General features: G+C 68.7%; 20 protein-coding genes. 5 read left to right on the top strand and 15 right to left on the bottom strand.

The genetic code is table 11. The features are described 5' to 3' along the window. The first annotated feature begins 2 nt into the window (after positions 1 to 2). On the top strand, positions 3 to 344 hold the full coding sequence (locus tag GO615_RS03830) for a zinc ribbon domain-containing protein YjdM (RefSeq protein WP_169125723.1): 342 nt from the start codon (positions 3 to 5) through the stop codon (positions 342 to 344). A 28-nt stretch (positions 345 to 372) separates the two neighbouring features. Here the strand turns inward: GO615_RS03830 and GO615_RS03835 are convergent, their stop codons facing one another. The 4 genes from GO615_RS03835 to GO615_RS03850 form a co-directional block, all read right to left on the bottom strand. Then, positions 373 to 1101 (bottom strand): amino acid ABC transporter ATP-binding protein, encoded by a 729-nt coding sequence (locus tag GO615_RS03835; protein WP_169125724.1) that lies wholly within the window; start codon positions 1099 to 1101, stop codon positions 373 to 375. An 18-nt stretch (positions 1102 to 1119) separates the two neighbouring features. Further along, a complete protein-coding gene (locus tag GO615_RS03840) occupies positions 1120 to 1800 on the bottom strand; it encodes an amino acid ABC transporter permease (RefSeq protein ID WP_169125725.1) in 681 nt (226 codons plus the stop codon). A 2-nt stretch (positions 1801 to 1802) separates the two neighbouring features. After that, entirely contained in the window at positions 1803 to 2540 is a 738-nt protein-coding gene (locus GO615_RS03845; RefSeq protein WP_169125726.1) for an amino acid ABC transporter permease, read from the bottom strand. A 90-nt stretch (positions 2541 to 2630) separates the two neighbouring features. Next, entirely contained in the window at positions 2631 to 3527 is an 897-nt protein-coding gene (locus GO615_RS03850) for a transporter substrate-binding domain-containing protein (protein WP_169125727.1), read from the bottom strand. A 441-nt stretch (positions 3528 to 3968) separates the two neighbouring features. On the opposite strand from GO615_RS03850, the gene GO615_RS03855 reads away from it, so the two are divergent. The 4 genes from GO615_RS03855 to pbpC all read left to right on the top strand — a co-directional run bounded on the left by GO615_RS03855 (position 3969) and on the right by pbpC (position 15110). Next, positions 3969 to 6227, top strand: coding sequence for a WD40 repeat domain-containing protein (locus GO615_RS03855; RefSeq protein ID WP_169125728.1), 2259 nt, complete (start codon positions 3969 to 3971; stop codon positions 6225 to 6227). A gap of 78 nt (positions 6228 to 6305) precedes the next feature. Then, the gene (locus tag GO615_RS03860; protein WP_169125729.1) at positions 6306 to 7439 is read left to right on the top strand and encodes an aminotransferase class V-fold PLP-dependent enzyme; all 1134 of its coding nucleotides are present in this window, start codon (positions 6306 to 6308) and stop codon (positions 7437 to 7439) included. A 232-nt stretch (positions 7440 to 7671) separates the two neighbouring features. After that, positions 7672 to 12816 (top strand): alpha-2-macroglobulin family protein, encoded by a 5145-nt coding sequence (locus tag GO615_RS03865; RefSeq protein ID WP_169125730.1) that lies wholly within the window; start codon positions 7672 to 7674, stop codon positions 12814 to 12816. After that, on the top strand, positions 12813 to 15110 hold the full coding sequence (gene pbpC / locus GO615_RS03870) for a penicillin-binding protein 1C (RefSeq protein WP_169125731.1): 2298 nt from the start codon (positions 12813 to 12815) through the stop codon (positions 15108 to 15110). Before GO615_RS03865 ends, pbpC begins: the two co-directional genes overlap by 4 nt. Before the next feature lie 320 nt (positions 15111 to 15430). Here the strand turns inward: pbpC and GO615_RS03875 are convergent, their stop codons facing one another. The 11 genes from GO615_RS03875 to GO615_RS03925 all read right to left on the bottom strand — a co-directional run bounded on the left by GO615_RS03875 (position 15431) and on the right by GO615_RS03925 (position 26413). Next, entirely contained in the window at positions 15431 to 16681 is a 1251-nt protein-coding gene (locus GO615_RS03875; RefSeq protein ID WP_169125732.1) for an HD-GYP domain-containing protein, read from the bottom strand. A gap of 133 nt (positions 16682 to 16814) precedes the next feature. Beyond that, positions 16815 to 17315 carry a thiol peroxidase gene (gene tpx, locus GO615_RS03880; protein WP_169125733.1) on the bottom strand — a complete coding sequence of 167 codons (501 nt, stop codon included), beginning with the start codon at positions 17313 to 17315 and terminating at the stop codon, positions 16815 to 16817. Positions 17316 to 17479: 164 nt separating this feature from the next. Further along, the gene (locus GO615_RS03885) at positions 17480 to 18484 is read right to left on the bottom strand and encodes a formate dehydrogenase subunit gamma (protein WP_169125734.1); all 1005 of its coding nucleotides are present in this window, start codon (positions 18482 to 18484) and stop codon (positions 17480 to 17482) included. 10 nt (positions 18485 to 18494) lie between these two features. Beyond that, positions 18495 to 18719, bottom strand: coding sequence for a hypothetical protein (locus GO615_RS03890; protein WP_169125735.1), 225 nt, complete (start codon positions 18717 to 18719; stop codon positions 18495 to 18497). Beyond that, a complete protein-coding gene (gene fdh3B / locus GO615_RS03895; RefSeq protein ID WP_169125736.1) occupies positions 18716 to 19321 on the bottom strand; it encodes a formate dehydrogenase FDH3 subunit beta in 606 nt (201 codons plus the stop codon). Before fdh3B ends, GO615_RS03890 begins: the two co-directional genes overlap by 4 nt. 16 nt (positions 19322 to 19337) lie before the next feature. Beyond that, positions 19338 to 22244: a molybdopterin-dependent oxidoreductase gene (locus tag GO615_RS03900; RefSeq protein ID WP_169125737.1), complete on the bottom strand. Its 2907-nt coding sequence runs from the start codon at positions 22242 to 22244 to the stop codon at positions 19338 to 19340. A 14-nt stretch (positions 22245 to 22258) separates the two neighbouring features. Next, positions 22259 to 22465 (bottom strand): hypothetical protein, encoded by a 207-nt coding sequence (locus tag GO615_RS03905; RefSeq protein ID WP_169125627.1) that lies wholly within the window; start codon positions 22463 to 22465, stop codon positions 22259 to 22261. Between the two features lie 52 nt (positions 22466 to 22517). Continuing rightward, positions 22518 to 23162 carry a TorD/DmsD family molecular chaperone gene (locus tag GO615_RS03910; protein WP_169125738.1) on the bottom strand — a complete coding sequence of 215 codons (645 nt, stop codon included), beginning with the start codon at positions 23160 to 23162 and terminating at the stop codon, positions 22518 to 22520. Beyond that, positions 23159 to 25216, bottom strand: coding sequence for a 4Fe-4S binding protein (locus tag GO615_RS03915; protein ID WP_339380114.1), 2058 nt, complete (start codon positions 25214 to 25216; stop codon positions 23159 to 23161). Before GO615_RS03915 ends, GO615_RS03910 begins: the two co-directional genes overlap by 4 nt. A 163-nt stretch (positions 25217 to 25379) precedes the next feature. Beyond that, a complete protein-coding gene (locus tag GO615_RS03920) occupies positions 25380 to 25949 on the bottom strand; it encodes a DUF3306 domain-containing protein (protein ID WP_169125739.1) in 570 nt (189 codons plus the stop codon). Further along, positions 25946 to 26413 carry a DUF3305 domain-containing protein gene (locus GO615_RS03925; protein ID WP_169125740.1) on the bottom strand — a complete coding sequence of 156 codons (468 nt, stop codon included), beginning with the start codon at positions 26411 to 26413 and terminating at the stop codon, positions 25946 to 25948. Before GO615_RS03925 ends, GO615_RS03920 begins: the two co-directional genes overlap by 4 nt. Positions 26414 to 26731: the final 318 nt, after the last annotated feature.

Consider the following 26731-nt stretch of genomic DNA (forward strand, 5'->3'; position numbering starts at 1 on the left):
CCATGTCCGACATCCCGTCCTGCCCCCAATGCACCCTCGAGAACACCTACCCCGACGGTGCGAACTACGTGTGCGCCGACTGCGGCTACGAATGGCCGATGGCCGAGGCCGCAGCACCCGCGGATGAGGGCGAGGCGCTCGTCAAGGATGCCAACGGCAACGTGCTGCAGAACGGCGACTCGGTGGTGCTGATCAAGGACCTGAAGGTGAAGGGTTCGTCGATCACGCTGAAGGTCGGCACCAAGGTGAAGAGCATCCGTCTCGTCGGCGGCGACCATGAAGTCGACTGCAGGATGGACGCCGGCAACTTCATGCTGAAGGCCTGCTACCTTAAGAAGGTGTGATCATCGGGGCGCGGCGCGCCCCGATGCCTCAGTGATTGAGGATCTTCGCGAGGAAGGTCTGCGCGCGTTCGGAACGCGGCTGGCCGAAGAAATCTTCCTTTGCGGCGTCCTCGACGATGGCACCACGGTCCATGAAGATCACGCGGTTGGCGACCTTGCGCGCGAAGCCCATCTCGTGCGTGACGCACATCATCGTCATGCCCTCCTGGGCGAGCTGGACCATGACGTCGAGCACCTCGTTGATCATCTCGGGGTCTAGCGCCGAGGTCGGTTCGTCGAACAGCATGCAGATCGGGTCCATCGCGAGCGCGCGGGCGATCGCGACACGCTGCTGCTGCCCCCCCGAGAGCTGGCCGGGAAACTTCGCCGCCTGATTCTTGAGGCCGACGCGGTCGAGGAGCTTGAGACCCTTGTCGACCGCCTCCTCCCTGCCGCGGCCGAGCACCTTGATCTGCGCGATCGCGAGGTTGTCGGTGATCGTCATGTGCGGGAAGAGCTCGAAGTTCTGGAACACCATGCCGACCTTGGCGCGCAGCTTGGGCAGGTCGGTCTTCGGATCCTCGACCGCGATGCCATTGACGACGATGCTGCCCTGCTGGAAGGGTTCGAGCGCATTGACGCACTTGATCAGCGTCGATTTACCCGATCCCGAGGGGCCGCACACCACCACCACCTCACTCTTGCCGACCTGGGTCGTGCAGTCGGTCAGCACCTGGAAGCTGCCGTACCACTTCGAAACGTTCTTGATCTCGATCATCGTTGGTGGCTCCGTTACTTAGCGGATGATGGCGATGCGCGACTGCAGCCGCTTCACGAGGCGCGAGAGCGTGAAGCAGATGACGAAATAGACGACGGCGACGGTGGTGTACATCTCGACCGGGCGCAGGTCGCGCTGCGTGATCTTGTCGGCGGCGCCGAAGAAGTCGGTCGCGCCGATCGCATACACGAGCGACACGTCCTGGAACAGGATGATGGTCTGCGTGAGCAACACCGGCAGCATGTTGCGGAAGGCCTGCGGCAACACGACGTGGCGCATCGTCTGGCCGTAGGTGAAGCCGAGCGCGTAACCCGCGGCAATCTGGCCCTTGGGGATGGACTGGATGCCCGAGCGCATGATTTCCGAGTAGTACGCGGCCTCGAAGATCGTGAAGGTGAAATAGGCCGAGTTGGCGGCGCCTATCGGCGTCGATTTGCCGGTGATCATCTGCAACACGAGCGGGATGATCAGGTAGAAGGCGAGGATTACCTGCACCAGCGGCACGCTGCGGAAGACGTTGACGTAGCCGGCGGCGAACCATTGCAGCGGCGCGATCGAGGACAGGCGCATCAGCGCGAGCACGGTGCCGATTAGGATGCCGCCGATCATCGCGGTGACGGTGACCTGCAGCGTGTAGCGCAGGCCTTCGGCGAGGAAGGCCCAGTTCTGCGTGATGACCGAGAAGTCGAAGTCGCTCATGATCACTTGCCTCCCTTCTGGCCGACGATGAGGCCGGGCACTCGCGTGCGGGCCTCGACGAAGGCGAGGATGCGGTTCATGACGAAGGCGAGGATGAAGTAGGCCATCGTGACGACGATGGTGATCTCGAGCACCTGCGAGGTCTTCTCGATGATCTGCTTGTACTGGAAGTAGAGCTCGAGGATGCCGACCGCGTAGGTCACGGCCGAGTTCTTGAAGATGTTCATCGCCTCCGACGTGAGCGCCGGCAGCACGATGCGATAGGCCATCGGCAGGCGCACGTAGCGGTAGGTCTGCCACTCGGTGAAGCCGAGCGCGAGGCCGGCAAAGCGCTGGCCGCGCGACAGCGAGTTGATGCCCGCCTTGACCTGCTCGGCGATGCGCGCCGCGGTGTACAGGCCCAGGCCGACGATGGCGATGACGAAATAGGGCAGGTCCTGCTTCATCCACAGGCCAAGCTTTTCGGGCACCAGCTCGGGCACGACGAAGAACCACATGAAGAGCTGGACGATCAGCGGGACGTTGCGGAAGAGGTCGACGTAGGCGTCGCCGAGGCCGACGAGCCAGCGCTTCGGCGTCGTGCGCATGACGCCGAGGGCCGAACCGAGGATCAGCGCGACGGCGAGCGAGGCGAGCGAAACGAAGGTGGTCCAGCCGAGGCCGGACAGGATCCAGTCGTAGTACTTGAGACCGTCGTCGGTCTCCTGGAAGAAGAACATCCAGTCCCAATGGTAGTTCATGCGAACTCCCCTCCCTGGGCGGCGCGCGGGCGCCGGGTTTGTCGGATGTCGGGTCGCGGCGGCCGTCTCCGGCCGCCGCGCGCGGGCCGCTTATTCGACGCCCTTGTCGGTCGGGTTCTGGAACGCAGCCTTCACCGCCGCGCTCATCGGGAAGTTGAGGTTCACGTTGCGCGGCGGGATCGGGTTCATGAACCACTTGGCGTACAGCTTCTCGGCCTCGCCGGACTTCATCAGGCCGGTGAGCGTCTTGTCGACTATCGCCTTGATCGGTGCGTCGTCCTTGCGCATCATGACCGCATAGGGTTCGTCACGCAGCGAGGGACCGACGATCTCGAACATCGCGGGATTCTTGGAGCTGGCGATCAGGCCGGCGAGCAGGATGTCATCCATGACGAAGGCGGCGGCGCGGGCGCTCTCGACCATCAGGAAGGAGTCGGCGTGGTCCTTGCCGTAGATGTTCCTGACGTCGATGGTCTTGCCCTTCTCGTTCATCTTGATGAGCTGGTCGGACGTCGTCCCCGTGGTGGTGACGACCGGCTTGCCGTTGAGGTCGCCGATGTCCTTGACGCCGGAATCCTTGCGCACGGCCATGCGCACGCTGGTGACGAAGTAGGCCACCGAGAAGCCGACCTGCTGCTGGCGCGCGACGCTGTTGGTGGTGGAGCCGCACTCGAGGTCGATGGTGCCGTTCTGCATCAGCGGAATGCGGTTCTGCGAGGTCACCGCCTGGTAATTCACCTGCAGGCTGGGCATCTTCAGCTCGGCCTTGATCGCATCGATGACCTTGGCGCACAGGTCCATCGCGTAGCCGACGGGCTTCTGGTTGGCGTCGAGGTAGGAGAAGGGCACCGAGGATTCGCGGTGGCCGATCGTGATCGCGCCCGAATCCTTGATCTTCTGCAGTGTGCCGGTGAGCTGGGCGTGGGCGGGAGCGGCGAGGACGGCGACGGAGAGGCACAGGGCGAGGGCGGTGAGGGACTTGCGCATGAACGGACTCCAATTGTGTTGGTTCGGAAATGCGGAGGACGGCTCTTTTGCCCGGTGAGGCGTGAGCAGCGCGGCGGGTGACGGCCGCCCACGCCCATCGTAAGGCATGGCGGGGCTCGCGGGCATAGGGATCAACCCGAGTCTCCGTGCGGGCTTGCGCTCGGACGGATTTACACATTGTAACCGGCACTGTCCCAATGTCCGCGGCATTCTGGGGACAGTCGCCCGGGGGGCGCAGCCGCGCGGGGACGCGCGCTTCATCCGCGCGCGGGCGTCGCGGACGCGGCAGTGGATCGACGCGCCGGACGCGATGTATGGTTGTCGGGGCACACGTGACCGAACTCCTTCGAACGGGAGCGTGCTTCAAATATAGTTCAGCGGCGGGGAGGCGCCAGATCGCCTGGCGGCGCGCCTCGCGGCGAATCGGCGAGGAGGACGGTGGTGGCATCATCTGCTGACGGCATGATCGCGGAACTGCTGACGGACGAGCGTCCGGCAAGAAGCTGCGACGAGGGCAGCACCGCCGGCCATGCCCTCACCGCGGATCCCTCCGTCATCGCGCGGCGCATGCGGCGGCGCGCGATCGGACTGGGCATCCTCGCCTTCCTGCTGGCCATTGCGGCAATCGCGGCGCTGGTCGCACGGCAGGTGGCCGAACTGCAGCGCCGCCAGCAAGCCGAAGTGGCGCTGTCGCTGCAGTTGGTCGCCACGGCCGTGCGCCATGTCGACTCCGACCCGGATCTCGCCGCGCGCGCGGCTCTTGCGGCGCTGCGGCGCACCGCGGAGACCGCACCTTTCCTGCGCGCCCAGGCCGAGGACGCGGCGCGCCGCAACCTGGACGCAAACCGGCTGCGCCTGACCCTGCGCGGGCACGCGGGCCGCATCAATGCGATCGCCTTCAGCCCGGACGGGTCGCTGATCGCGTCGGCCGGGCAGGATGGCACGGTACGCCTCGGGAATGCCGTCGACGGCTCGGCGTCCCCCGAGCTGCGCGGACACGAGGGCGAAGTCCGCGACCTCGCCCTCGATCCCGCCGGACAGACGCTCGCATCGGTGGGCGAGGACGGTCGCATCGTCCTGTGGGACGTCGGGCGCGGCGAACGCCTGCGCGAGCTGCCGCGACAGCCGGAACCTTTGCATGGCGTCGCGTTCGGCCCGGACGGCGAGATCGTCGCGACGGTGGGGCAGAGCCCGGTCGTGCGGCTGTGGGACGCCGACACGGGCGGCTTGCTCGCCAACCTCTCCGGCCACAAGGGGCAGGTGCACGCGGTGGCATTCAGCCCGGATGGACGGCATCTGGCGACCGCCGGTACCGATGCCTCGCTGCGCATCTGGGATCTCCTGAGCGGACGGGCTCTGCACGTGCTCGACGGCCATGCCGGGACGGTCCTCGTGCTCGCGTTCAGCCCGGACGGGCGCTGGCTGGCGAGCGCGGGCGAGGACCGCCGGGCACGCCTGTGGGACGTCACCAACGGCACAGCGGTGCGCGCGCTGGCCGAACAGCCCGGCGCGATCCGTGCCGCTGCCTTCAGCCCGGACGGCAGCCTGCTGGCGACCGGTGACTACGACGGCTCGGCGCTGCTGTGGGACGTGGCAGGCTGTACGCGCCCGGGCGGGGAATGCCCGCCGCGCGCCCCTTTCGCCGGCGACGGCAATCCGGTTACCGACCTCGCTTTCGACGCGGCCGGGACGACGCTCGCGACGACCGGCATCGACGGCAGCGTGAAGCTGTGGAACCTCGCCTTCGGCCACGAGGGCGCGATCCGCAGCCTCGCCTTCAGTCCCGACGGCAAACGGCTGGCGACGGCTGCGGCCGGCACGGATGCCGCGGTGTGGGAGCTCGCGAGCGGGCGGATCCTGCACCGGTTCGCCGGGCCGGCCGGCACGACGGCGCGCGTCGCATGGAGCCCGGACGGCAGCCGCATCGCCGCCGCGCAAGCCGACGGCGCTGCAATGCTTTGGGACGCCGCCAGCGAACGGCCGCCGCTGACGCTTCTCGGGCATGCGGGACGCGTGAATGACATCGCCTTCAGCAGCGACGGACGCAGCGTCGTCACCGCCGGACACGACGGGATGGTCGGCGTGTGGGATGCCGTCAGCGGTACGCGGCGCCTGTGGCTGCGCACCGGCACCGCGCCGTTGAACCGCGTGATCTTCAGCCGCGATGGGCGCAGCGTGCTGACGGCCGCAGCCGACGGGGCGCTCGCGGAATGGAATGCCGCCGACGGCAAACGGCAGCGCACCCTGCAGCAACGCGGCGACGAGATCCTCGACCTTGCGCTGAGCCCTGACGGCTCGCTGCTGGCGACCGGCGGCAGCGACCGCGTGGTGCGCCTGTGGGGGCTGACGGCCGGAAAGCCGGTGCGCAGCCTGGCGGGACATGCAGGCGCGATCGATGCGCTCGCATTCAGCCCCGACGGGCGCCTGCTCGCGACGGCCGCACGCGACCGCAGCGCGCGCATCTGGGAAGTCGCGAACGGCTCGCAGCGCCTGGTGCTGCCGCCGCAGGATGGTCCCGTGCATGCGCTGGCCTTCTCGCCCGACGGACGCGTGCTCGCGACCGGCGGCAGCGATCGGCGCGTGCATTTCCATCCCCTCGACGCGGCGCAAGTGGCGGCGGCGCTGCGCGAGCGGGTCGCCGCCGGCCTGACGGACGCGGAATGCGCACAATACCTCAACAGTGCCCCCTGCCCGCCCTGAACGCCAGGCGCTGCGAGCCGCACCACGTGCTAAGCTGGACAGCCATGTCGGATTCATCTTCTGTGGAGCCACAAGAACATGCCGAGCCTGCTGCCCCAACCCGATCCCGAAGGTCTGCTCGAATATTCGGTCGTGTATACCGACCGCGCGCTCAACCACATGTCGCAGCGCTTCCAGGGCGTGATGCGCGACATCTCGCGCGTGCTGAAGAAGGTCTATGGCGCCCATGCGGCAGTCATCGTGCCGGGCAGCGGCACCTTCGGCATGGAGGCGGTCGCGCGCCAGTTCGCGACCGGGAAGAAATGCCTGGTGATCCGCAACGGCTGGTTCAGCTATCGCTGGACGCAGATCTTCGACATGGGCGCCATCCCGTCCGAATGCACGGTGCTGAGGGCGCGGCAGCTCTCCGCCGGAACGCAGGCGCCGTTCGCGCCGGCGCCGGTCGCCGAGGTCGTCGCGACGATTCGCGCACACAAGCCCGATCTGGTGTTCGCTCCGCACGTGGAGACCGCGTCGGGGATGATGCTGCCGGACGACTACGTGCGCGCGGTCGCCGACGCCGTGCATGAGGTCGGCGGCCTGTTCGTGCTCGACTGCATCGCCTCCGGCACGATCTGGGTGGACATGGCCGCGAGCGGTGTCGACATCCTCATCAGCGCGCCGCAGAAGGGCTGGAGCGCGCCACCGTGCTGCGCCCTGGTGATGCTGGGCGAACGCGCACGCGAGCGCATCGAGGCGACCACAAGCACCAGCTTCTCGTGCGACCTGAAGAAGTGGCTGCAGATCATGGAGACCTACGAGAAGGGCGGCCACGCCTACCACGCGACGATGCCGACCGACGCGCTGACGGCGCTGCGCGACGTGATGCTGGAGACCGAGGCCTACGGCTTCGACAAGGTGAAGGCGGAACAGCAGGAGTTGGGCCGGCGCGTGCGCGCCTTGCTCGCCGCACGCGGCTTCCCCAGCGTCGCGGCACCGGGCTTCGAGGCGCCGGGGGTGGTCGTGTGCTACACGGACGACCCCGAGATCCAGTCGGGGCGCAAGTTCATCGCCCAGGGCCTGCAGACCGCCGCCGGCGTGCCGCTGCAATGCGACGAGCCGGCCGATTTCCGCAGCTTCCGCATCGGCCTGTTCGGCCTCGACAAGCTGCACGCGGTCGAACGCAGCGTGAAATCGCTGGAACAGGCGCTCGACGCGCTGCGCCCGGCATAAGCGCGGCAAGGCTGTATCGATGTCCGCCAGGCGTTCAGCAGTCTGACCGTGGGAGCGGCTTCAGCCGCGAATCGGCGATTCACTCCGCAACACCGCTGCTTCGCGGCTGAAGCCGCTCCCACGGGACGCCCGGTCCAGCGGATCTCGCGATTACCCGGGTGAGCCAGTCCGGCCCGGAGAACTTCCCGCGCTCCTCGGTTACAATTCTGTCCGCATATAACGGGGGAATGGCATGCGGTTCGGAAAGGCGGGATCCAGGGGCGTCGGCATTGCGCCGGTCGCGCTCGTCATCGTTCTGGTGGCGGCGCTCGGCGGCTACTTCTTCGCCACGCGCGACCGGACGGGCGAAGAGAGCGAAGCCGACAACGTACCCTTCGAACTCGTGGACGGCGCCCCGCGCGAACTCGACGGCTCGCCGGCCCTCGCCCTGTCGTTCAGCCTGCCGCTCGACGCCCGCGGCGATCACGACAAGTTCCTGCAGGTGCTGGAGATGCCGTCGCCCGGCCACGCCGCGGAAGGCTCGTCGGCGGGCGTACAGTATGAAGACGAGGAAGACGGCAGCACAACCACCGCGGTCAGCAACGCGAGTAGCCGCGATGCGGCCGACACGGCGACCGAGGGCGGCAAGCCGGTCGCCGGCGCCTGGGTCGTCGGCGAAAACCCGCGGCTGCTGTTCTTCCCCCACGTCAAGCCGCAGACCCGCTACGTCGTGCGCGTGATGGCCGGCCTGCCGGCGAAGAACGGCAGCACGCTCGACGCCGAAGCACGCTTCTCGATCCGCATGGGCACGGTCGCCCCGGCGTTCTACTTCGCCAGCCGCGGCATGGTCCTTCCCGCGGGGCAGAACGGCGGCCTGCCGGTCACGACGGTGAACGTGCCCGAGGTCGACATCCAGTTCCTCAAGGTCAAGCCGGAGCGCCTGTCCGAATTCCTCGACCAGGTCGTGGCCGGCCAGGCGACCCGCGATGCCTCCGCCAACACCGAGGACGGCGAGTCCTACGACGAGGAAGCCTACTACTACGGCGATTCGCGCACGCGGCTCAAGGGGGCCGTCGACGGCTGGCAGCTCGACCAGCTGCACCGCCTCACGACCAGCGCCTTCATCGGCCGCTTCGTCACCGAACAGAAGCCCGACCGCCGCCGCGTGACCTTCATTCCCGTCGAGGACATCCCCGCGCTGCGCGAACCGGGCGTGTACGTCGCGGTGATGTCGCAGCCGAACCGCTTCCGCCACGAGTTCCAGACCACCTACTTCTACGTCAGCGATCTCGGCCTGCACGTGCGCCAGTACGCCGCCGGCGCCGATGCCTGGGTGAGTTCGCTGGCCAGCGGCAAGGCCGTGAGCGGCGCCGAGCTGAGCTGGATCGACGGCGAAGGCAAGACCCTGGCGCGCGGCGAGACCGACGGTGACGGGCGCGCGCACTTCGCCGAACGCCCGAAGGGCGCACGCGTGCTCACTGCACGCAAGGACGGGCACCTGTCGCTGATCGCCCTGAAGGAGCCGGCGCTCGACCTCGGCGAATTCGACGTCGCCGGCACGCCCTTCGTCCCGGTGCGCCTGTTCGCCTACAGCGGACGCAACCTGTACCGCCCGGGCGAGCGCTTCGACGTGTCGGTGATCGCACGCGATGCCGACGGCCGCGTCGTGCCGCCGCAACCCATCCAGGCCGCGCTGCGCCGGCCGGACGGCAAGCTGCAATGGACGCGGACGTGGAAGCCGGTGGAACTCGACCCCGGCTACTACACGCAGGCGATCGAACTGCCGGTCGACGCGGCAACCGGCTCGTGGGCGCTCGAGCTGCGCACCGACCCGGCGGCGAGCACGGCCGCGGCGGTGATGCGCTTCGGCGTCGAGGAATTCCTACCGGAACGGATGAAGCTCGAGCTCACGAGCAGCGCGGAAATCCTCGCCGACGACGCGAGCTGGCGCATCGACGTGAGCGGGCGTTACCTGTACGGCGCCCCCGCTGCGGGCAACAGCCTGGTCGGCGTCGTCAACACCGAGCGCAACCGCAATCCGCTGGCGCAGAAACTGCCCGGCTTCGTGTTTGGCGATGCCGACGAGGACACGGTCAAGTCGCGCACCGAACTGTCGGAGAACACACTCGACGACGCCGGCAAGACGAACATAGCCGTGGATCTCGAGGCGGTCGCGGGGCGGCGCTCGCCCTTCACCGTACGCGCCACCATCGGTCTGCTCGAGAGCGGCGGCCGTCCGGTCATCCGCAGCATCGAGCGCGTGCATTGGCCCGCGCCGGTGCTGGTCGGCGTGCGACCGATGTTCGTCGGCGCCTACGCGCGCGAAGGCGCCGCGGCGGAGTTCGAAGTGGTGCGGACCGATATCGCCGGCACCCTCAAGGCGGGCACCGCGCTGCCAGTGCGGCTGTTCCGCGAGAACCGCAACTACTACTGGCGCTTCGACGACCAGCGCGGCTGGAACTCAGGCTTTACGGAGACCGACGAACTGGTCTCGACCACGCAGGTTTCCATGCCCGCCGGCGGCCGCGGCAAGCTCGCGCTGCCGGTCAAGTACGGCCGCTACCGGCTCGAAGTGTTCGACCCGGAAACGCAGCAGACCGCACGCTACCGCTTCTACGCCGGCTGGAATGCACAGGACGACGAAACCCAGGGCGTGCGCCCGGACCTCGTCGCGCTGAAACTGGACAAGTCGGGCTACGCGGACGGTGAGACGGCGCACCTGACGATCACGCCGCCGCACGCCGGCGAGGCGCTGGTCACCGTCGAAGGCGACAAGGCACTGTGGGTGCGCCGCCTGTCGATCGGCGCCGACGGCACGACGATCGACATCCCCGTCGACAAGGACTGGAAACGCCACGACCTGTACGTGTCGGTGATGATGCTGCGCCCGGGCAGCAGCGGCGAGATGATCACGCCGGCACGCGCGCTGGGTCTGATCCACCTGCCGCTCGACCGCAGCCAGCGCAGGCTCGACGTGGCGCTCGAAGCGCCGCAGAAGATGAAACCCGAGCAGCCGCTGAAGGTGCGCGTGAAGGTGCCGGAAGCCAGGGGCCAGAAGGCGATGGTCACGCTGTCCGCGGTCGATGCCGGCATCCTCAACATCACCGCCTTCAAGAGCCCCGACCCGTTCGCCTTCTTCTTCGCCAGGCTGCGCTACGGCGCCGACGCGCACGACGTGTACGGGCGCCTGATCGAGAAGATGGCCGGCGACAAGGGACGGCTCAAGTTCGGCGGCGACGCCGCGCCCAAGCCGACCAAGAGCCTGCCGAAGAAGGTGCGCCTGGTCGATCTCTTCAGCGGTCCGGTGGCGCTCGACGACAAGGGCGAGGCCGAGATCTCGCTGCCGGTGCCGGACTTCAACGGCAGCCTGCGGCTGATGGCCGTCGCGACCAGCGGCGAGCGCTTCGGCATGCAGGAGGCCGAGGTCGTCGTGGCGGCGCCGCTCGTCGTCGAACTCGCGACGCCGCGCTTCCTGTCGGTCGGCGACAGCGCCGTGCTCGCGATGGACGTGCAGAACCTCTCCGGCGCCACCCAGGACGTGCGCATCAGCGTGACCAACGGCGACGGCCTCGCCATCGGGGTCGGCGAGCAGCGGGTCGCGCTCAAGGATCAGCAGAAGCGCATCCTGCGCATCCCCATCGAAGCGGGGACGGCGCTGGGACTCACCGAGGTGCGCGTGCATGTCGAGAGCGAGGCGGTGAAACTAGACCGCAGCTTCCCGCTGCAGGTGCAGGCGCCGACGCCGCGCCAGTCGGTGCTGAAGCGCGTCGTGCTCGCGCCGGGCGAAACAGTGGAAGTGCGCGACGCCGAGCTGGGCGGATTCCTGAAGTCCAGCGTCGTGGCGACGCTGGCAGTGTCCGACAAGGCGCCGATCGACGTGCGCAGCGCGGTGCGCGGCCTGCTGACCTACCCCTACGGCTGCGCGGAGCAGACGACCAGCACCGCCTACCCGCACGTGTTCATCGACGACACCGCCGCGAAGCAGTTCGGCCTCAAGCCCTACACGCAGGCCCAGCGCGCCGAGATGCTGGAGAAGGCGATCGGGCGGCTCGCGGGGATGCAGGCGCCGAACGGCGGCTTCAGCCTGTGGGGCAACGTCGGCAACTACGAGTACTGGCTGTCGGCCTACGTCACGAACTTCCTGCTCGACGCGCGCGAGCAGGGCTTCAACGTCCCGGCCGAGATGGAAAAGCGTGCCGTCGAGTTCCTGTTGAAGGGCCTGCAGGAAGGCATCGCCGGCCTGCCGCGCGAAGCGGTGAAATACAGCGCGGATTCGGTGTGGACCGACCACCGCTACGCCGGATCGGGCCGCTTCGCGGTGCTCGCCTACGGCGCCTACGTGCTCGCGCGCCAGGGCAAGGCGCCACTCGCGACGCTGCGGCAATTGCATGAATCGCAGGACGCGGCGCATTCCGGACTCGGGCTGGTGCAGCTCGGCATCGCGCTGAAGCTGATGGGCGACGAGGCACGCGCGACCAGCGCGCTCGAGGCCGGCATCCGCAAGAACCGTCCGGACAATTACTGGTGGGGCGACTACGGCAGCAAGCTGCGCGACTGGGCACTGATGTACGTGCTGCTCGAGAAGCACGGGCTCAGGCCGGAAGGCCGCGAGAACCTCGTGAACCTCGTCGCCGCCGAGCTGGACCACGGCCGCCATTACCACAGCACCCAGGAGAAGCTCGCGCTGTTCCTGCTCGGGCGCAGTTTCGTCACCGGAGAAGGCGGCAGCTGGACGGCCGACACCGCCAGCGCCGGCAGGACGCAGGCGATCGGCGGCAAGGGCACGCAGTTCCTGTCGCTGTCCGCCGAGGACGTCGCCGGCGGCGTGCGCCTCACCAACACCCATCAGGAAAGGCTCTTCGCCGAACTCAATCTCGCGGGCAACCCCGCGACGATGCCCGCGGCACGGCGCGATGCCTTCGACCTCAGGCGCGAGTGGTACACGCCGGACGGACAGCCGCTCGGCAAGCGGCCGCTGCGCGTCGGCGAGACGCTGATCGTGCGCCTGCGCGTGCTCACCACCGGCCGCCACAGCAACGGCCTGGTCGTCGACTACGTGCCGGCAGGCGTCGAGATCGAGAACGCCAACATCGTGCAGGGCGAGCAGTCGGCGATCAGCATCGCCGGCATCGATCCGCGCCAGGCAATGCAGGACGCCGCGATCCAGCACGTCGAGTTCCGCGACGACCGCTTCGTCGTCGCCGCGAAACTGCGCGGCGAGATGAACTTCTTCTACCGCGTGCGCGTCGTCACGCCGGGACGCTTCGTCGTGCCGCCGACCTACGCCGAGGACATGTACCAGCCGCACATCTATGGCATCGCCGGAGGCGATGAAACGCTGCAGATCACCGAGGGAAGTCGTGGCGGAAGCAGCGACGGGGCCGACGGCGGGCAATGAGCCGCCGCATGCGCCTCGCGCTCGCCGCGGTGCTGGCGCTGCTGCTTGTCGCCGACCAGCTCTTCCCGCCACCCCTGCCGGGGCGCGCAGCGCCGCATGCCCAGGTGGTGCTGGCGCGCGACGGCACGCCCTTGCGCGCCTTTCCCGACCGCACGCACATCTGGCGCCATCCCGTCCGCGCCGACGAGGTGTCGCCGCGCTACGTCGAGGCGCTGATCGCCTACGAGGACCGCTTCTTCCGCTGGCATCCCGGCGTGAATCCGCTCGCGCTGCTGCGCGCCGCGGGGCAGTGGGCGATGAGCGGCCGCGTCGTGTCGGGCGGCTCCACGCTGACCATGCAGGTCGCGCGCATCCTCGATCCGACCCCGCACACGCTGCGCGGCAAGCTGCGTCAGATGGTGCGCGCGCTGCAGCTGGAATTGCGCCTGTCCAAGCGCGAGATCCTCGAGCTCTACCTCGGCTACGCGCCGATGGGCGGCGTGCTGGAGGGGGTCGAGGCGGCCAGCCGCGCCTATCTCGGCAAGCCCGCGGCGCGCCTCACGGAAGCCGAGGCCGCGCTGCTGACGGTGCTGCCGCAGGCCCCGTCGCTGCTGCGTCCGGACCGCTACCCCGAGCGCGCACGGGCTGCACGCGACAAGGTGCTGGCGCGCATGACGACGTACTGGGGGGCGGAACGCGTGCGCGACGCACGCGAGGAGCCGGTGATCGCGCAGACGGTGCGCGAACCGCTGCTCGCGCCGCTGTTCGCCGAACGCGTGCGCCGCGAGCATCCCCGCCGGCCGCGCTTGGAGACCACGCTGGACGCGGGCATGCAGGGCATGGTCGAACAGCTCCTCGCGTCGCGGCTGTCGGTGCTGCCCCCCCGCGTGTCGATGGCCGCGCTGGTCGTCGACAGCACGACGCTGGAAGTGCTCGCCTACGCCGGTTCCGCCGACTTCGGCGACGAGAGCCGCTTCGCGCACGTGGACATGGTGCGCGCGGCACGCTCGCCGGGCTCGACGCTGAAGCCCTTCCTCTACGGGCTGGCGCTCGACGAAGGCCTGATCCATTCGGAATCGCTGCTGGCCGACGTGCCGCAGTCCTTCTCGGGCTACCAGCCGGGCAACTTCCAGGCAAACTTCAGCGGCCCGGTGAGCGTGTCGCACGCGCTGCAGAAATCGCTGAACGTGCCGGCCGTGGAGGTGCTGGACCGTCTCGGGCCGCAGCGCTTCGTCGCCCAGCTGCGCCGCGGCGGCCTCCGGCTGGAGCTGCCGCGCGGCGCGGCGCCCAACCTCAGCGTCATCCTGGGCGGCGCCGCGACGAGCCTGGAGAACCTGGTCGGGGCCTATTCATCGTTCGCGCGCGGCGGCATCGCCGCCCGGCCGCGCTACACGCGGGAGGCGCCGCTCGAGGAGGCCCGCATGATGAGCGCGGGCGCGGCCTTCATCGTGCGCGACATCCTCGAATCGGGCGGGCCGCTCGCGCGCGCGGTCGAAGGCGGCGTCGGCGTGCGGCGGGGCATCGCCTTCAAGACCGGCACGAGCTTCGGCTTCCGCGACGCGTGGTCGGTCGGCGTCAGCGACCGCCTGACGGTGGGCGTGTGGGTCGGCCGGCCCGACGGCACGCCCAACCCCGGCTTCTTCGGCGCGAACATCGCCGCGCCGCTGCTGATCGACGTGTTTGCCGCGGTCGACGGCGCGCAGCCCGGGCCACGCTTCCCGCCAGAGGGCGTATCGCAGGCGAAGATCTGCTGGCCGCTGGGCACCCGCGGCGACGAACTGCCGCCCGGGCTGTGCCACGAGCAGCGCACCGCATGGATCCTCAACGACGCCGCGCCGCCGACCTTTCCCGACCGCCTGCGCGGCGGCGCGGCACGCTACACGGATCACCGCGACGCGGACATCGGCCTGCGCGTGCGTGCCGCCTGCGCGCCGGGCGAGATGCGCGCCGTCGAGATGGCGCGCTGGCCCGCCGCGCTCGAGCCCTGGCTGGATGCCGCAACCCGTCGGCACGCGCTGCCGCCCGCGTGGGCGCCCACGTGCAAGGACGCAGTCGCTCCCGAGGCGGGACTGAAGATCGTCGGCGTCAGCGACGGGGAAACCATACGCCGCGCGGGCACCGGCCCGGCGCCCGAACTGCGGCTGGAGGCACGTGGCGGGCAGGACAGCCTCACTTGGCTCGTGAACGGCGTGCAGGTCGGGCGCGTCGCGGCGGGACGCTCATTGCTGCACAAGTTTCCCGTGGCCGGCCCGTACCGGATCACGGCGATGGACGACGCGGGCCGCTTCGACAGCGTGGAAATCAGCGTCCGCTAGTGTAGTGGTGCGCTCTTGATGAGACATGTCCATCGCCCGGCGCGAGAGCCTCCTCATGCTTGGAGTTCGCAAGGTACGACTAGCAGGTTCCTTCCCCTTCAAGGGGAAGGACAGGATGGGGATGGGTTTCTTGCAGACGCTCCGGAGTCCCCCCATCCCCACCCCAACCCGGGAGTCTTCGCTTCGCTCCGCCGTTCCGCAGGCACGGAGCTACGCTCCGCGAAACCCCTGCCTCACCCCCTTGAAGGGGAGGGAGTCACCGGGCGACACTCAATCTGAGATCACGTAATGACTTGCCGGCTTAAAAGTCGTGTCCCGCGTCAGCCGTGCGCGCGCTGCGCGAAGTACGCGAGGTTCATGCGCGGGTTGAGGTAATCGACGATTTCGCGCGGCAGCGCGCGCGGCTTGAGCACCGCGTCGATCACGACCTCGTCGGAGTCGGCCAGGTTGAGCACCAGCGCGTCGCGGCGCGGCACGCCCGGTTCGTATACCAGCACCGTCGGCTTGAGCGTGTTGCCGCGCGTGACCGCGACGACGATGGCGATCGAGCCGGCCGACAGGCGCACGAAGGAGCCGGGCGGATACACCCCGAGCTCCTTGATGAAGGTCGACAGCATGAAGGCATCGAAATGCGCCGACTCGCGCGCGAACATCTGCGACAGCGCTTCGGCGGGCGTCATGGCTTCCGCCAGCGAATGCGGATTGCACAGGTTGTCGTAGCGGTTCGCGATTGCGACCATGCGCGCGAGCGGATTGATGTCCGGGCCCTTGCGGCCGGCGGGAAAACCGCTGCCATCCACGCATTCGTGATGCTCGCGGATGATTGCGCACACCGAGGGCGAGACGTGCTTGCCGACGATCTGCAGCCCGTACTCGCAATGCATGCGATAGAGGGATTCCTCCGGGCGGCTGCGTTCCTTGGTGCGCAACACGATGGGGTTGATGCGCTTGGCGCCGATGTCGTGCAGCAGCGCGCCCATGCCGGCGGCTTCGAAGACTTCGCGCTTCAGCCCCAGCGCTTTCGCGAGGATCATCGTCAGGATCATCACGTTGAGCGCGTGCTGGTGCGTGGCATCGTCGCGCTTGCGCGAGGCGACCAGCATCACGGTCGCACCGGGGTCGTCGAGGAAGGTCGACACGAGCTCCCCGACCATGGCGCCGGCCAGTGCGGTGGCCGCCGCCGGTTCGCGCATGAGGTCGGCGATCAGGTTCTTCGTCGAGTCGACGCATTCCCCGTAGGCCTTCTCGCAGCTGCGGATGAGCTCGCGCTGTTCGGCCATGCGTGTCGCTTCGCGGCGCTTGGCCTCGATGCGGTGCTCGTCCGCGGGCTGGGGTGCGGCTGCAGGAGGCACGGGCGGGGCGCTTTCGCATTCGCGTGGCCCGACCGCCGAGCGCGCGGGGTCGTACGCGATGCGGGGCAGACCGAGTTCGCGCAATGCCCGCAGCTGCTTCTCGCTGCTGATGCGGAAGGAGTTGACCAGGAAGGGGTGGTCGAGCCAGGGCATGTCCAGCGATACGAACATGCCCACCTGCAGTTGTTCGACGCCGACTTTCGGCAGTGCGTCCGGCATCTCGTTACATCGGGTGACGGAGGGGAGGCGGCTGAATCCGCCAGCCGGATGCGGGAGCGGCGGCGACCGCAAGCCGGCCGCGCGCCCGGCCCGCATGATAAACCCATTCCACGGAGCGGGCTTTGCAGACGGCTTACTTCAGCGCCGCGAGCGCCGCCGCGTAGTCGGGTTCGTCCTTGATCTCGCCGACGAGCTGCGAGTGCAGCACCTTGTTGTCGGCATCGAGCACGACGACGGCGCGCGCGCATGCGCCGACCAGCGGGCCGGATGCGATCTCGACGCCGTAGTCGTTCAGGAAGTTGCGCCCGCGCAGCGTCGACAGCGTGACGACGTTTTCCAGACCTTCGGCGACGCAGAAGCGCTTGGCGGCGAAGGGCAGGTCGGCGGAGATGACCAGGACGACGGTGTCGACGAGCTTGCTCGCCTCGGCGTTGAACTTGCGCGTGGAGGTCGCGCAGGTGGGCGTGTCGAGGCTGGGGACGATGTTGAGGACCTTGCGCTTGCCGGCGTAATCGGCGAGCGTGACGTCCTTGAGGTCGGCGCCGACCAGCGACAGCGGCGGGACGGTGTCGCCCTTCTGCGGGAACTTGCCGGCGACTTCGATCGGATTGCCGCCCAGGGTCACGGTGCTCATCTGCTTGTCTCCTCTGTAGGTGTTCGTGCACAGGCCGGCATGGCACCGGCTTTATCCGATCAGTCTAGTCGGGATCGCGCGGCAGGGGAACCGCGGCGCCATCAGGGACAAGGCAGGGTGCCGCGGAGGGCCGAAGCCCCCCGCGGCGGGCAGGGCGCGGCGGATCAGGGGTGGCCCGAGCGCCCGGCCTTGACCTCGTCGTACCAGTGCTCGTGGTGCTCCTTCGCCCAGGTCTCGTCCACGTAGCCGGTCTTCATCGACTGGTAGGCGCCTTCGACGCCTATCGTGCCCATGTAGATGTGGCCCAGCGACAGGGCGATCAGGACGATCGCGCCGACGCCGTGGATGATGTTGGCGAGCTGCATGTCCGCGCGCGTCTGGCCGAAGTTGGGGAAGTCCATCACGAGGCCGGAGCCGGCGACGATCAGGCCGAGGAAGGTCACGCCGATCCAGAACCAAGTCTTCTCGCCGAAGTTGAAGCGCCCCGAAGGCACGTGCTCGCCGCTGGCGATGCCGCCGGCCTTGCGGATCCACACGCTGTCGATCGCCTGCCACACGTTGTCGCGCAGGAAGGCGAGGATCATCAGCAGCGTGAACACCGCGAACACCGGCCCGAGGTAGTTGTGGATGCCCTTGCCGGCCCACAGCAGGCCGCCGAGCGCGGCGTTGCCGAAGATCGGCTCGATGACGTGCTTGCCGAACAGGATGCATACGCCGGTGATGCCCAGCACGACGAAGCTGATCGCGGTGCCCCAATGCACGACGCGCTCGAACAGGTTGAAGCGCTGCATCCTGCGCCCGGTCGGCGCGCCGTGCAGCTTAACCGCGCCCTTGACCGCATAGAACAGCCCGATCGCGGTCGGCACGACCAGCAGCAGGATGCCGCCGTAGAAGGTGATCGGGCCGTTGCGCCACTGCCGCCAGGTCTGGCCTTCGCTCTGGATCAGCACGCCGGTTTCCGGGCCGCGCACGGTGGTGAAGTGCGACTTGCCCGAATCCACCTCGCGCCACACCGGGGCGTTGTTGAGCGGCTGCGTGTGCTGGCGCTCGACCTGCGCCGCAGCCGGGTCGGCCTGCGCCAGCGCCGCCCCGCTGCCCAGCATGAACAGCCACAGCACCAGCGCCAGCAGCAGGGCGAGCCCGCCGCGTTGTCCGAGGGTTGTGCTCATCGCCGACTCCTCACTCGACACGCTTGTACTCGTTCTGGCTGCGGATGCGGGTGCGCAGCGCCTGCTCCCACGCCCCCTTGTCGCCCTTGAAGGTGCCGGCTTCCCAAGGCCGCGTGTCGGGCTTGCCGGAGTACTTGCCATCCTTGTAGCTGGCGACCTGCGGCTGCTCGCCGCAGCCGGCCAGCAGCGCGCCCGCGAGCGCGGCGGCGATCACGTACGGAATGCGCGTTTTCATTTCGCTTCCTCCTTGTCCTTGCCGTAGGCGGTCATCCAGCCCCAGGCCTCGACGCCCTTGCCGCGGCGCAGGACGCGGTCGCGGAAGATGTCCGAAATCTCCGCCGAATCGCCGGCGAGCAACGCCTTGGTCGAGCACATCTCGGCGCACAGCGGCAGCTTGCCTTCGGCGATGCGGTTGCGGCCGTACTTGTCGAACTCGGCCTGCGAGCCGTTCTCCTCGGGGCCGCCGGCGCAGAAGGTGCACTTGTCCATCTTGCCGCGCGCGCCGAAGGCCGCCGGGCCATTGGGGAACTGCGGTGCGCCGAAGGGACAGGCGTAGAAGCAGTAGCCGCAGCCGATGCAGCCGTCCTTGTCGTGCAGGACGATGCCTTCCTCGGTCTTGTAGAACACGTTGGTCGGACACACCGCCATGCACGGCGCGTCCGAGCAGTGCATGCAGGCGACGGAGATCGAACGTTCGCCCGGCACGCCGTCGTTCATCGTGACGACGCGCCGGCGGTTCACGCCCCAGGGCACCTCGTGCTCGTTCTTGCACGCGGTGACGCAACCGTTGCACTCGATGCAGCGCTCGGCGTCACACAGGAATTTCATGCGTCCCATTTAGTCTCTCCTCCCCTTATGCTTTCGAAACCCGGCACAGGGTCGTCTTGGTTTCCTGCATCATCGTCACGACGTCGTAGCCATAGGTGGTCGCGTGGTTGACCGATTCCCCGCGCACGATCGGCGCCGCGCCTTCCGGATAGAACTCGAGCATGTCCTTGCCCGACCACCAGCCGGAGAAGTGGAAGGGCAGGAACACCGTGCCCGGCGCGACGCGCTGCGTGACCTGGGCGCGCACCTTGAGCTTCGCCTTGGTCGGCGACTCGACCCAGATGTAGTCGCCGTTGCGGAAACCGGCGTCGTTGGCGTCCTTGGGGTTCACCTCGGCGAACATCTCCTGCTGCAGCTCGGCGAGCCACGGGTTGGAGCGCGTCTCCTCGCCGCCGCCCTCGTACTCGACGAGGCGCCCGGAGGTCATGATGAGCGGATACTCACTGGAGATGTCCTTGACCTTCTCCTGCAGCGACTTGTAGAGCGTCGGCAGGCGCCAGAACTTCATCTTGTCGTCGTGCGTGGGGTACTTCTCGACGAGGTCCGGGCGCGGCGAATAGATCGGCTCACGGTGCAGCGGCACCGGGTCGGGGAAGTTCCACACCAGCGCGCGCGCCTTGGCGTTGCCGAAGGGATGCATGCCGTGGTTCTTCATCGCGACGCGGATGATGCCGCCGGAGAGGTCGGTCTTCCAGTTCTTGCCCTCGGCGGCGGCCTTCTCCGCGTCGGTGAGCTCGTCCCACCAGCCGAGCTTCTTCAAGAGCACGTCGTCGAACTCGGGGTAGCCCATCTGCAGTTCGGCGCCCTTGGAGGCGGAGCCTTCCTCGGCGAGCAGCGACACGCCGTCCTTCTCGACGCCGAAGTTGGCGCGGAAGTTGCCGCCGCCGTCCATGACGTGCTTGGACGTGTCGTACAGGTTGGGCGTGCCGGGGTGCTTCAACTCGGGCGTGCCGTAGCACGGCCAGGGCAGGCCAAAGTATTCGCCGTCGCACGGGCCGCCGGTGGCCTTCAGCGTCTTCACGTCGAAGGTTTGCATGTTCTGCATGTGCAGCTTGAGGCGCTCGGGCGACTGGCCGGAGTAGCCGATCGTGAAGGTGCCGCGGTTGATCTCGCGCAGGATGTCCTCGGGCACCGGCTCGTCCCAGCCCTGCTTGTCCTTCACCAGCGGGATGTTCTTCACGAGCTCGTCGGCGAAGCCGAACTTCTTCGCGAAGGCATACATGATGGTGTGATCGGGCTTGGACTCGAACAGCGGCTCGATGACCTTCTCGCGCCACTGCAGCGAGCGGTTCGATGCGGTGGCCGAGCCGGAGGTCTCGAACTGCGTGCACGCGGGCAGCAGATAGACGCCGTCCTTCCTCACCATCGCCGCCATCGACGCGGTCGCCGACGGGTAGGGGTCGATGACGACCAGGGTGTCGAGCTTCTTCATCGCCTCGACCATCTCGGCGCCGCGCGTCTGCGAGTTCGGCGCGTGACCCCAGTACACCACCGCACGCAGGTTGCCGTTGGGCTGATCGATGAGTTCCGGGTTCTCGAGCACGCCGTCGATCCAGCGCGACACGGTGATGCCGGACTTGGTCATAAGCTCCTCGGACTTGTAGCGCGCCTTGACCCACTCGTAATCCACGCCCCACACCTTGCACCAGTGCTTCCACGAGCCCGCCGCGAGGCCGTAGTAGCCGGGCAGGGAGTCGGGGTTGGGGCCGACGTCGGTCGCGCCCTGCACGTTGTCATGGCCGCGGAAGATGTTGGTGCCGCCGCCCGCGACGCCGACGTTGCCGAGCACCAGCTGCAGGATGCACATCGCGCGCACGTTGGCGTTGCCGACGGTGTGCTGGGTCTGGCCCATGCACCACACCACGGTCGAGGGCCGGTTCTTGGCCATCGTCTCGGCGACCGTGCGCACCTGCTCCTCGGGCACGCCGGTGACTTCCTGCACCTTGTCCGGCGTCCACTTCATGATCTCGTCCTTGACCTTGTCGAGGCCGTAAACGCGCTGGCGGATGTATTCCTGGTCCTCCCAGCCGTTCTGGAAGATGTGGTACAGCAGGCCCCAGATGAAGGGGATGTCGGTGCCCGAGCGCAGGCGCACGTAGTAGTCGGCCTTGGCCGCCGTACGCGTGAAGCGCGGGTCGATGACGATCATCTTCGAGCCGTTCTCCTTGGCATGCAGGATGTGCAGCAGCGACACCGGGTGCGCCTCGGCCGCGTTGGAGCCGATGAACATCATCGCCTTCGCGTTCTGCATGTCGTTGTAGGAGTTCGTCATCGCACCGTAGCCCCAGGTGTTGGCGACGCCGGCGACGGTGGTCGAGTGGCAGATGCGCGCCTGGTGGTCCATGTTGTTCGTGCCGAAGAAGGACACGAACTTGCGCATCAGGTAGGCCTGCTCGTTGCTGTGTTTCGACGAGCCGATCCAGTAGACGGCGTCGGGGCCGGACTCCTCGCGGATCTTCAGCAGGCGGTCGCCCACTTCCTGGATCGCCTGCTCCCAGGTGATCTTCTGGTACTTGCCGTCGACGAGCTTCATCGGGTACTTCAGGCGGTGCTCGCCGTGGCCGTGCTCGCGGATCGAGGCACCCTTGGCGCAGTGCGCGCCGAGGTTGATCGGCGAATCGAACACCGGCTCCTGGCGGATCCACACGCCGTTCTTGACCACGGCGTCGATCGCGCAGCCCACCGAACAGTGCGTGCACACGGTGCGGTGCACGCTCGCGTCGCCGGCTGCGCCTGCCGCTTCGGGGCTGGCCGCGTCGGCGCTGCCGATCAGGTTGTAGGGCAGCTGCGCGGCGAGCGCGCCGGCGCCGACGCCGAGGCCCGAGCGCTTGAGGAAGGTGCGCCGGTCCATGGTCTGGCCGAAGTGCCGCGCCGCCGAGCTGCGCAGCTGACGGGCCGCGCCCGTCGCCTGGGTGGATTTCCTCGTGAGCATCGCCTGTCCCCCGCCTAGATGCGCGCAGTGCGGTAGTAATTGCGGGCGTGCTCGCTGACGCCACGCTCCGCTCCGGTTTCGCCCGTCGCCGCTGCGGACGGCGCGGCGACCGCGGCCGGCTTGCCGGCGACCGTCGCGACGGCCGCCGCGGCGGCGGCGCCGCCGGCGCCCAGCGTCAGCAGGAAATGACGGCGCTGCAGGCCGGATTTCTTGTCTTCCATGGTCCTTCTCCCGTATCGGATCACCTGGCCGGCCCAAGGGACCGGATGCGACCTACTCCATTGCGAAAGCTTCGCTCTCGATGTCGAAAAAAGCCCGCATCAGCGCACCGGTGCGGGCATAGAACCGTGCCTGCGGCGTCACGGCGAGCGCGTCGGCGAGACGTGCGTACCAGGGCTGCAAATGACGGATGAAAAAACGGCGCTGCCTTGCGAGGCCGGCCTCGTCGGGGCCGGTGAGCACGAGGTGGCGCATGACCTCGGCGAGCGAGGCGATATGGTCCTCGGTCTCGGCCACCCCCGGGCGGCGCGCGAGGCCCAGCTCGGCGAGGTCGTCGCGCAGCTCGGCGAGCGGCTCCTCCATGAGGAAGCCGGCGAGGTAGAAGGAACCGAAGAGCATCACCTCGGGCCGGCCGACGCCGTAGAACAGGGCGTGGTATTCGTCATGCACCGCCGCCGCGTCGCTGTCCGCGGCGATCTCGCCGAGCCCGGCCCATGCGGCCGCGAATGGCGTGTCGCCGCTGCCCAGCACGCGCGCGGAAGCCACCAGCGCGGCGAGCAGCGGCGCTTCGGGCGCGCCGAAGAACAGGTTGCCCAGCAGCGCGTAATGGTGCGCGCGCGCCCGGTCCTCGTCGGTGAGCACCGGCACGTCGCCGGGCGCCGGGTGCTGCGGCTGGAAGATCGTGGCAGGTGCGTTCATTCGGTCATGTTCCAGGCTTTGGTGCCGTTCTCGTTTTCCATCAGGTCGATCACGCGGCAGTCGGCGCACATGTGCAGGCGCCGTTGCTGCGCCTCGCTGGCGAACATCGAATGGCCGGCAAGGCGCGCGAACATCGCGTCGATCATCGGCTTGGCACCCATCGCCGCGCCGCAGCGCACGCAATGGAAGATCTCGGCTTCCTTCAGCGGCACCACGCGGCGCGCAGCGTCGTCGAGCAGCAGGCGCGGCGTGAGCGCGACGGCGTTCTCCGGACAGGCGTTCGCGCACAGCCCGCACTGCACGCAACTCTTCTCGAGGAAACCGAGCCGCATCGCGTCGGTGGCGGCGCTGAGCGCGCCGGTCGGACAGGTGCCGACGCAGGACATGCACAAGGTGCAGGCGTCGCTCACTGCGACGGCACCGAAGGGGGCGCCGGCCTGCAGCGCGATTTCAGTGGCCGGCGCGGGCGCGAGCGCGTGCAGGTGGCGCAGCGCGAGGTCCAGCGTGTCGCGCTTCCTCGGCACGAGGCGGAAGCTCGCCGGGCGGCTCACGCCCTGCGCGGGCGACCAGTCCCACAAGGCCGCTTCGAGGGCCGGCCACTCGTCCGCCTCGATCACGCTCAGGTGCTCGCCGGCATAGCCCAGGCCGGCGAGGATGGTCTGCGCATGCGCCGCCTGCGCGCGCAGCGGCGCCGCGTCGTGCGTGCCGGCCGCGAGCACCGCGACCTGGCAGGCGCCCAGCGCAAGGCTGCCGAGCGTCAGGTCGAGGCCTACCGCATCGGCGCTCCACACCTCGAGCGGAATCACCCGCGCCGGCAGGCCCTTGCCGCGGCGCGCGAGGCGCTCGATCAGCGCGCGGCCGGCCTCGGCCGAGTGGAACAGCAGACAGGCATCCTCGCCGCCGGCTTCGCGGTAACGCGCGAGCACCGTCTTCACGCGCACGCCGAGGTCCTCGACGCGCGGATACTGCGACGCGAGCGCGCCGGTCGGGCACACCGTGGAACAGGTGCCACAGCCCTGGCAGAGATAGGGGTCGACGCGCACCACGTCGCCGGCGGAGGCGATCGCCTCGGCCGAACAGGCCTCGATGCAGTTGGAACAGCCCGCCTTGCGCGAGCGGCTGTGCGCGCACAGCCTCGCGTCCAGCGCGACGTAGCGCGGCTTCTCGAATTCGCCGACGAACCCTTCCAGCGCCTGCACCGCGAGCGCCTGGTCGAGCGGGTCGCGGCCCGGCGCCGCATAGCCCTGCGGCGGCTCCACGCGCCTGAGCAGCGGTTCGGGCGAGAGATCCAGCACGAGGTCGAAGCGCCCCTCGCGCCGCGTGTCGGCGCGCGCGAAATCGATCGCGCCGACCGTGCCGCAGGCGCTCACGCAGGCGCGATGCGTGCGGCAGCGGGCGGCATCGACCTGGTAATCCCAGCCGATCGCCCCTTCCGGACAGGCGCGGATGCAGGCGTTGCAGCGCACGCACAGGTCGAGGTCGATCGCGTTCTGCTGCGCCCAGACGGCGTCGAAGGCACCGAGGTGGCCGGAGAGCGTCACGTCCGCGCCGGACCACACCGGATAGCGCCGCTCCAGCGGCAGCTCGGCATCGCGGCTCGAGCCGGTGAACAGGACGGACACCTCGAAGCGCCCCGCCAGGCGCTCGGCCCAGCCCAGCGCGGCACCGGCCTCGCCGACGATCAGCAGGTTCCTGCCCGCCGCCAGCGTCACGCCCACGACCGGATCCGGCTCGGGCAGCGTCGCGGCGGCGATCAGCGCGGCCATCTTGGGTGTCGCGCCGCTGCCTTCGGCCGACCAGCCGGCGTTCTCGCGCAGGTTGAAGAAATCGATGCGCACCGCCGGACGCTCCGCTGCCACCTCGGCGAACAGCGCAGCCTCCTGCGTACAGCCGACGAGGACGTCGCCGCACGCGAGCGCAGACTCGAACTCGCCGATCTCCCGCCGGCACAGTTCGTGATGGACTTTCAGCGGCCCGGGGATGCCCGCCGCGAGGGTTTTTTCATCGACTGCGAAACTGCGGTTGCAGTCGCACAGCCTGATCTGTCTCTCCACTTGGATGGTCTGCCTGCCTGATTAGTGTGATGCAGCCAAGCAGACGACGTACCAAAGAACAGGTAATAAAATGGAGCAGAACTCCTCGATTTACCGTAGAAGAACACCATGAACGGGGTCCGCTGGGACTAAAAGTCCCAGCGCCCCCAAAATGTCGCATTTCCTACGCGCGGTGTGCGGGCGTGGCCGCGCCGGCATCCGGCGCCCCGGACGCGTGGCCGTCGTTGTCGTCCTCGCCTGCGGACGTCGCCGTGGCGGGCGACGGACCAGGCTCGGTATCGGCGCCCCCCTGCGGCGGGGGCGGCTGCACGGCGCTCTCCTCCGCCTCCTCATCCTTAAGCAGGGTCTCGAACTGCCGCAGCTTCTGCAGCACGTCCGCCGGGATCGGATCGCTGACCGAATAATCGTCGATGTAGATGTCGAGCTTGTCCATGCGCTCGAAATGGAAGTGCGGATCGCTGAAGAGCTTGCGCAAGGCCGCGCGGCGCAGCGCTTCGCTGACCTCCTCCTTCATGAAGGCGCTGAAGTCCGCCGCGAGGTCCAGGCTGTCGATGGGCGGTAGCGCTGCTTCCGCAGGGGATGGCGGGATTGCGGCATCGGCCGCGGGCGGCACTGCGGGGGGGGAGGCCGCGCCTGCGGCGCTCGGGGCCGCCGGCACCACCGGCGCCGCAGAGACGGGGGCGCTCGCCTCGCCGCGCTTCAGCCGCGACCAGCGTTCGAGGAAACGGGTCATGCCTGCCCCCGGTCCTGCGCCAGCGGATCGTTGCGGCGGATCTTTTTCCGCGGCGCCGGCTTGTAGTGCAGGTTCACGAACTCGCCCACCCAGTCCGCGATCTCGCGCGGCATCGCCACCCCGTCGACCTGCTCGCCCGAATCGAGCAGGCGCGCCGCCTCGCCGTAGCTCACCGTGACGGCGAGCGGCCGCACGACACCGTCCTCCTTGCGCCACATCACGAACACCTTGGGCACCGGCGAACTCAGGTTGAGGAAGTAGTTGTCCGCCTCGTCGCGGAACAGCTCGAGCGCGAAACCGCCGACGAGGTACTGGTCGCGGTCGGACTCTGCAACCAGCTGGCGCGTCGCCGAGGGGTTGTCGCCGAAGGCCGGCACCACGCCGACCGCCTCCCACGCCTCGTCCACCCAGCGGCTCTGCAGGCGACGGCGCTCCATGATGACGGCGAGGGGAAAACGATCCATGCGGCAAACTCCGGGTGACTCAATCCTTCTTAGGATAGGCGAAGCGGCCGCTGGCGGCGAACCGCACACCGCCGACCATGTTCCCGTGGGAGCGGCTTCGGCCGCGAATGGGCGCTTCAGACTGCTGGCCGATGTCCGATTTTCCCCGTGGGAGCGGCTTCAGCCGCGAATGGGCCGCAATGCATGCGAAACCGCCGATTCGCGGCTGAAGCCGCTCCCACTCGCCCATCCCCTCCGTTACACGCACCGCGGTCCTTGGCGAATTTCCCGCGCGCCGCACTAGAATACCCCTTCGAAGCCACCCGCCCAATCCCATGC

It is taken from the genome of Aromatoleum evansii (assembly GCF_012910805.1).
In the GTDB taxonomy this organism is placed as follows: Bacteria; Pseudomonadota; Gammaproteobacteria; order Burkholderiales; family Rhodocyclaceae; genus Aromatoleum; species Aromatoleum evansii.

Bases quoted from the DNA above. Each gene is read 5' to 3' on its own strand.
- GO615_RS03890 (WP_169125735.1), bottom strand. From the start codon at position 18,719: ATGAAAACGCGCATTCCGTACGTGATCGCCGCCGCGCTCGCGGGCGCG.
- fdh3B (WP_169125736.1), bottom strand. From the start codon at position 19,321: ATGGGACGCATGAAATTCCTGTGTGACGCCGAGCGCTGCATCGAGTGC.
- GO615_RS03850 (WP_169125727.1), bottom strand. From the start codon at position 3,527: ATGCGCAAGTCCCTCACCGCCCTCGCCCTGTGCCTCTCCGTCGCCGTC.
- GO615_RS03865 (WP_169125730.1), top strand. From the start codon at position 7,672: ATGCGGTTCGGAAAGGCGGGATCCAGGGGCGTCGGCATTGCGCCGGTC.
- GO615_RS03875 (WP_169125732.1), bottom strand. From the start codon at position 16,681: ATGCCGGACGCACTGCCGAAAGTCGGCGTCGAACAACTGCAGGTGGGC.
- GO615_RS03860 (WP_169125729.1), top strand. From the start codon at position 6,306: ATGCCGAGCCTGCTGCCCCAACCCGATCCCGAAGGTCTGCTCGAATAT.
- GO615_RS03840 (WP_169125725.1), bottom strand. From the start codon at position 1,800: ATGAGCGACTTCGACTTCTCGGTCATCACGCAGAACTGGGCCTTCCTC.
- pbpC (WP_169125731.1), top strand. From the start codon at position 12,813: ATGAGCCGCCGCATGCGCCTCGCGCTCGCCGCGGTGCTGGCGCTGCTG.
- GO615_RS03905 (WP_169125627.1), bottom strand. From the start codon at position 22,465: ATGGAAGACAAGAAATCCGGCCTGCAGCGCCGTCATTTCCTGCTGACG.
- GO615_RS03830 (WP_169125723.1), top strand. From the start codon at position 3: ATGTCCGACATCCCGTCCTGCCCCCAATGCACCCTCGAGAACACCTAC.
- GO615_RS03920 (WP_169125739.1), bottom strand. From the start codon at position 25,949: ATGACCCGTTTCCTCGAACGCTGGTCGCGGCTGAAGCGCGGCGAGGCG.
- GO615_RS03845 (WP_169125726.1), bottom strand. From the start codon at position 2,540: ATGAACTACCATTGGGACTGGATGTTCTTCTTCCAGGAGACCGACGAC.
- GO615_RS03925 (WP_169125740.1), bottom strand. From the start codon at position 26,413: ATGGATCGTTTTCCCCTCGCCGTCATCATGGAGCGCCGTCGCCTGCAG.
- GO615_RS03910 (WP_169125738.1), bottom strand. From the start codon at position 23,162: ATGAACGCACCTGCCACGATCTTCCAGCCGCAGCACCCGGCGCCCGGC.
- tpx (WP_169125733.1), bottom strand. From the start codon at position 17,315: ATGAGCACCGTGACCCTGGGCGGCAATCCGATCGAAGTCGCCGGCAAG.
- GO615_RS03900 (WP_169125737.1), bottom strand. From the start codon at position 22,244: ATGCTCACGAGGAAATCCACCCAGGCGACGGGCGCGGCCCGTCAGCTG.
- GO615_RS03835 (WP_169125724.1), bottom strand. From the start codon at position 1,101: ATGATCGAGATCAAGAACGTTTCGAAGTGGTACGGCAGCTTCCAGGTG.
- GO615_RS03885 (WP_169125734.1), bottom strand. From the start codon at position 18,484: ATGAGCACAACCCTCGGACAACGCGGCGGGCTCGCCCTGCTGCTGGCG.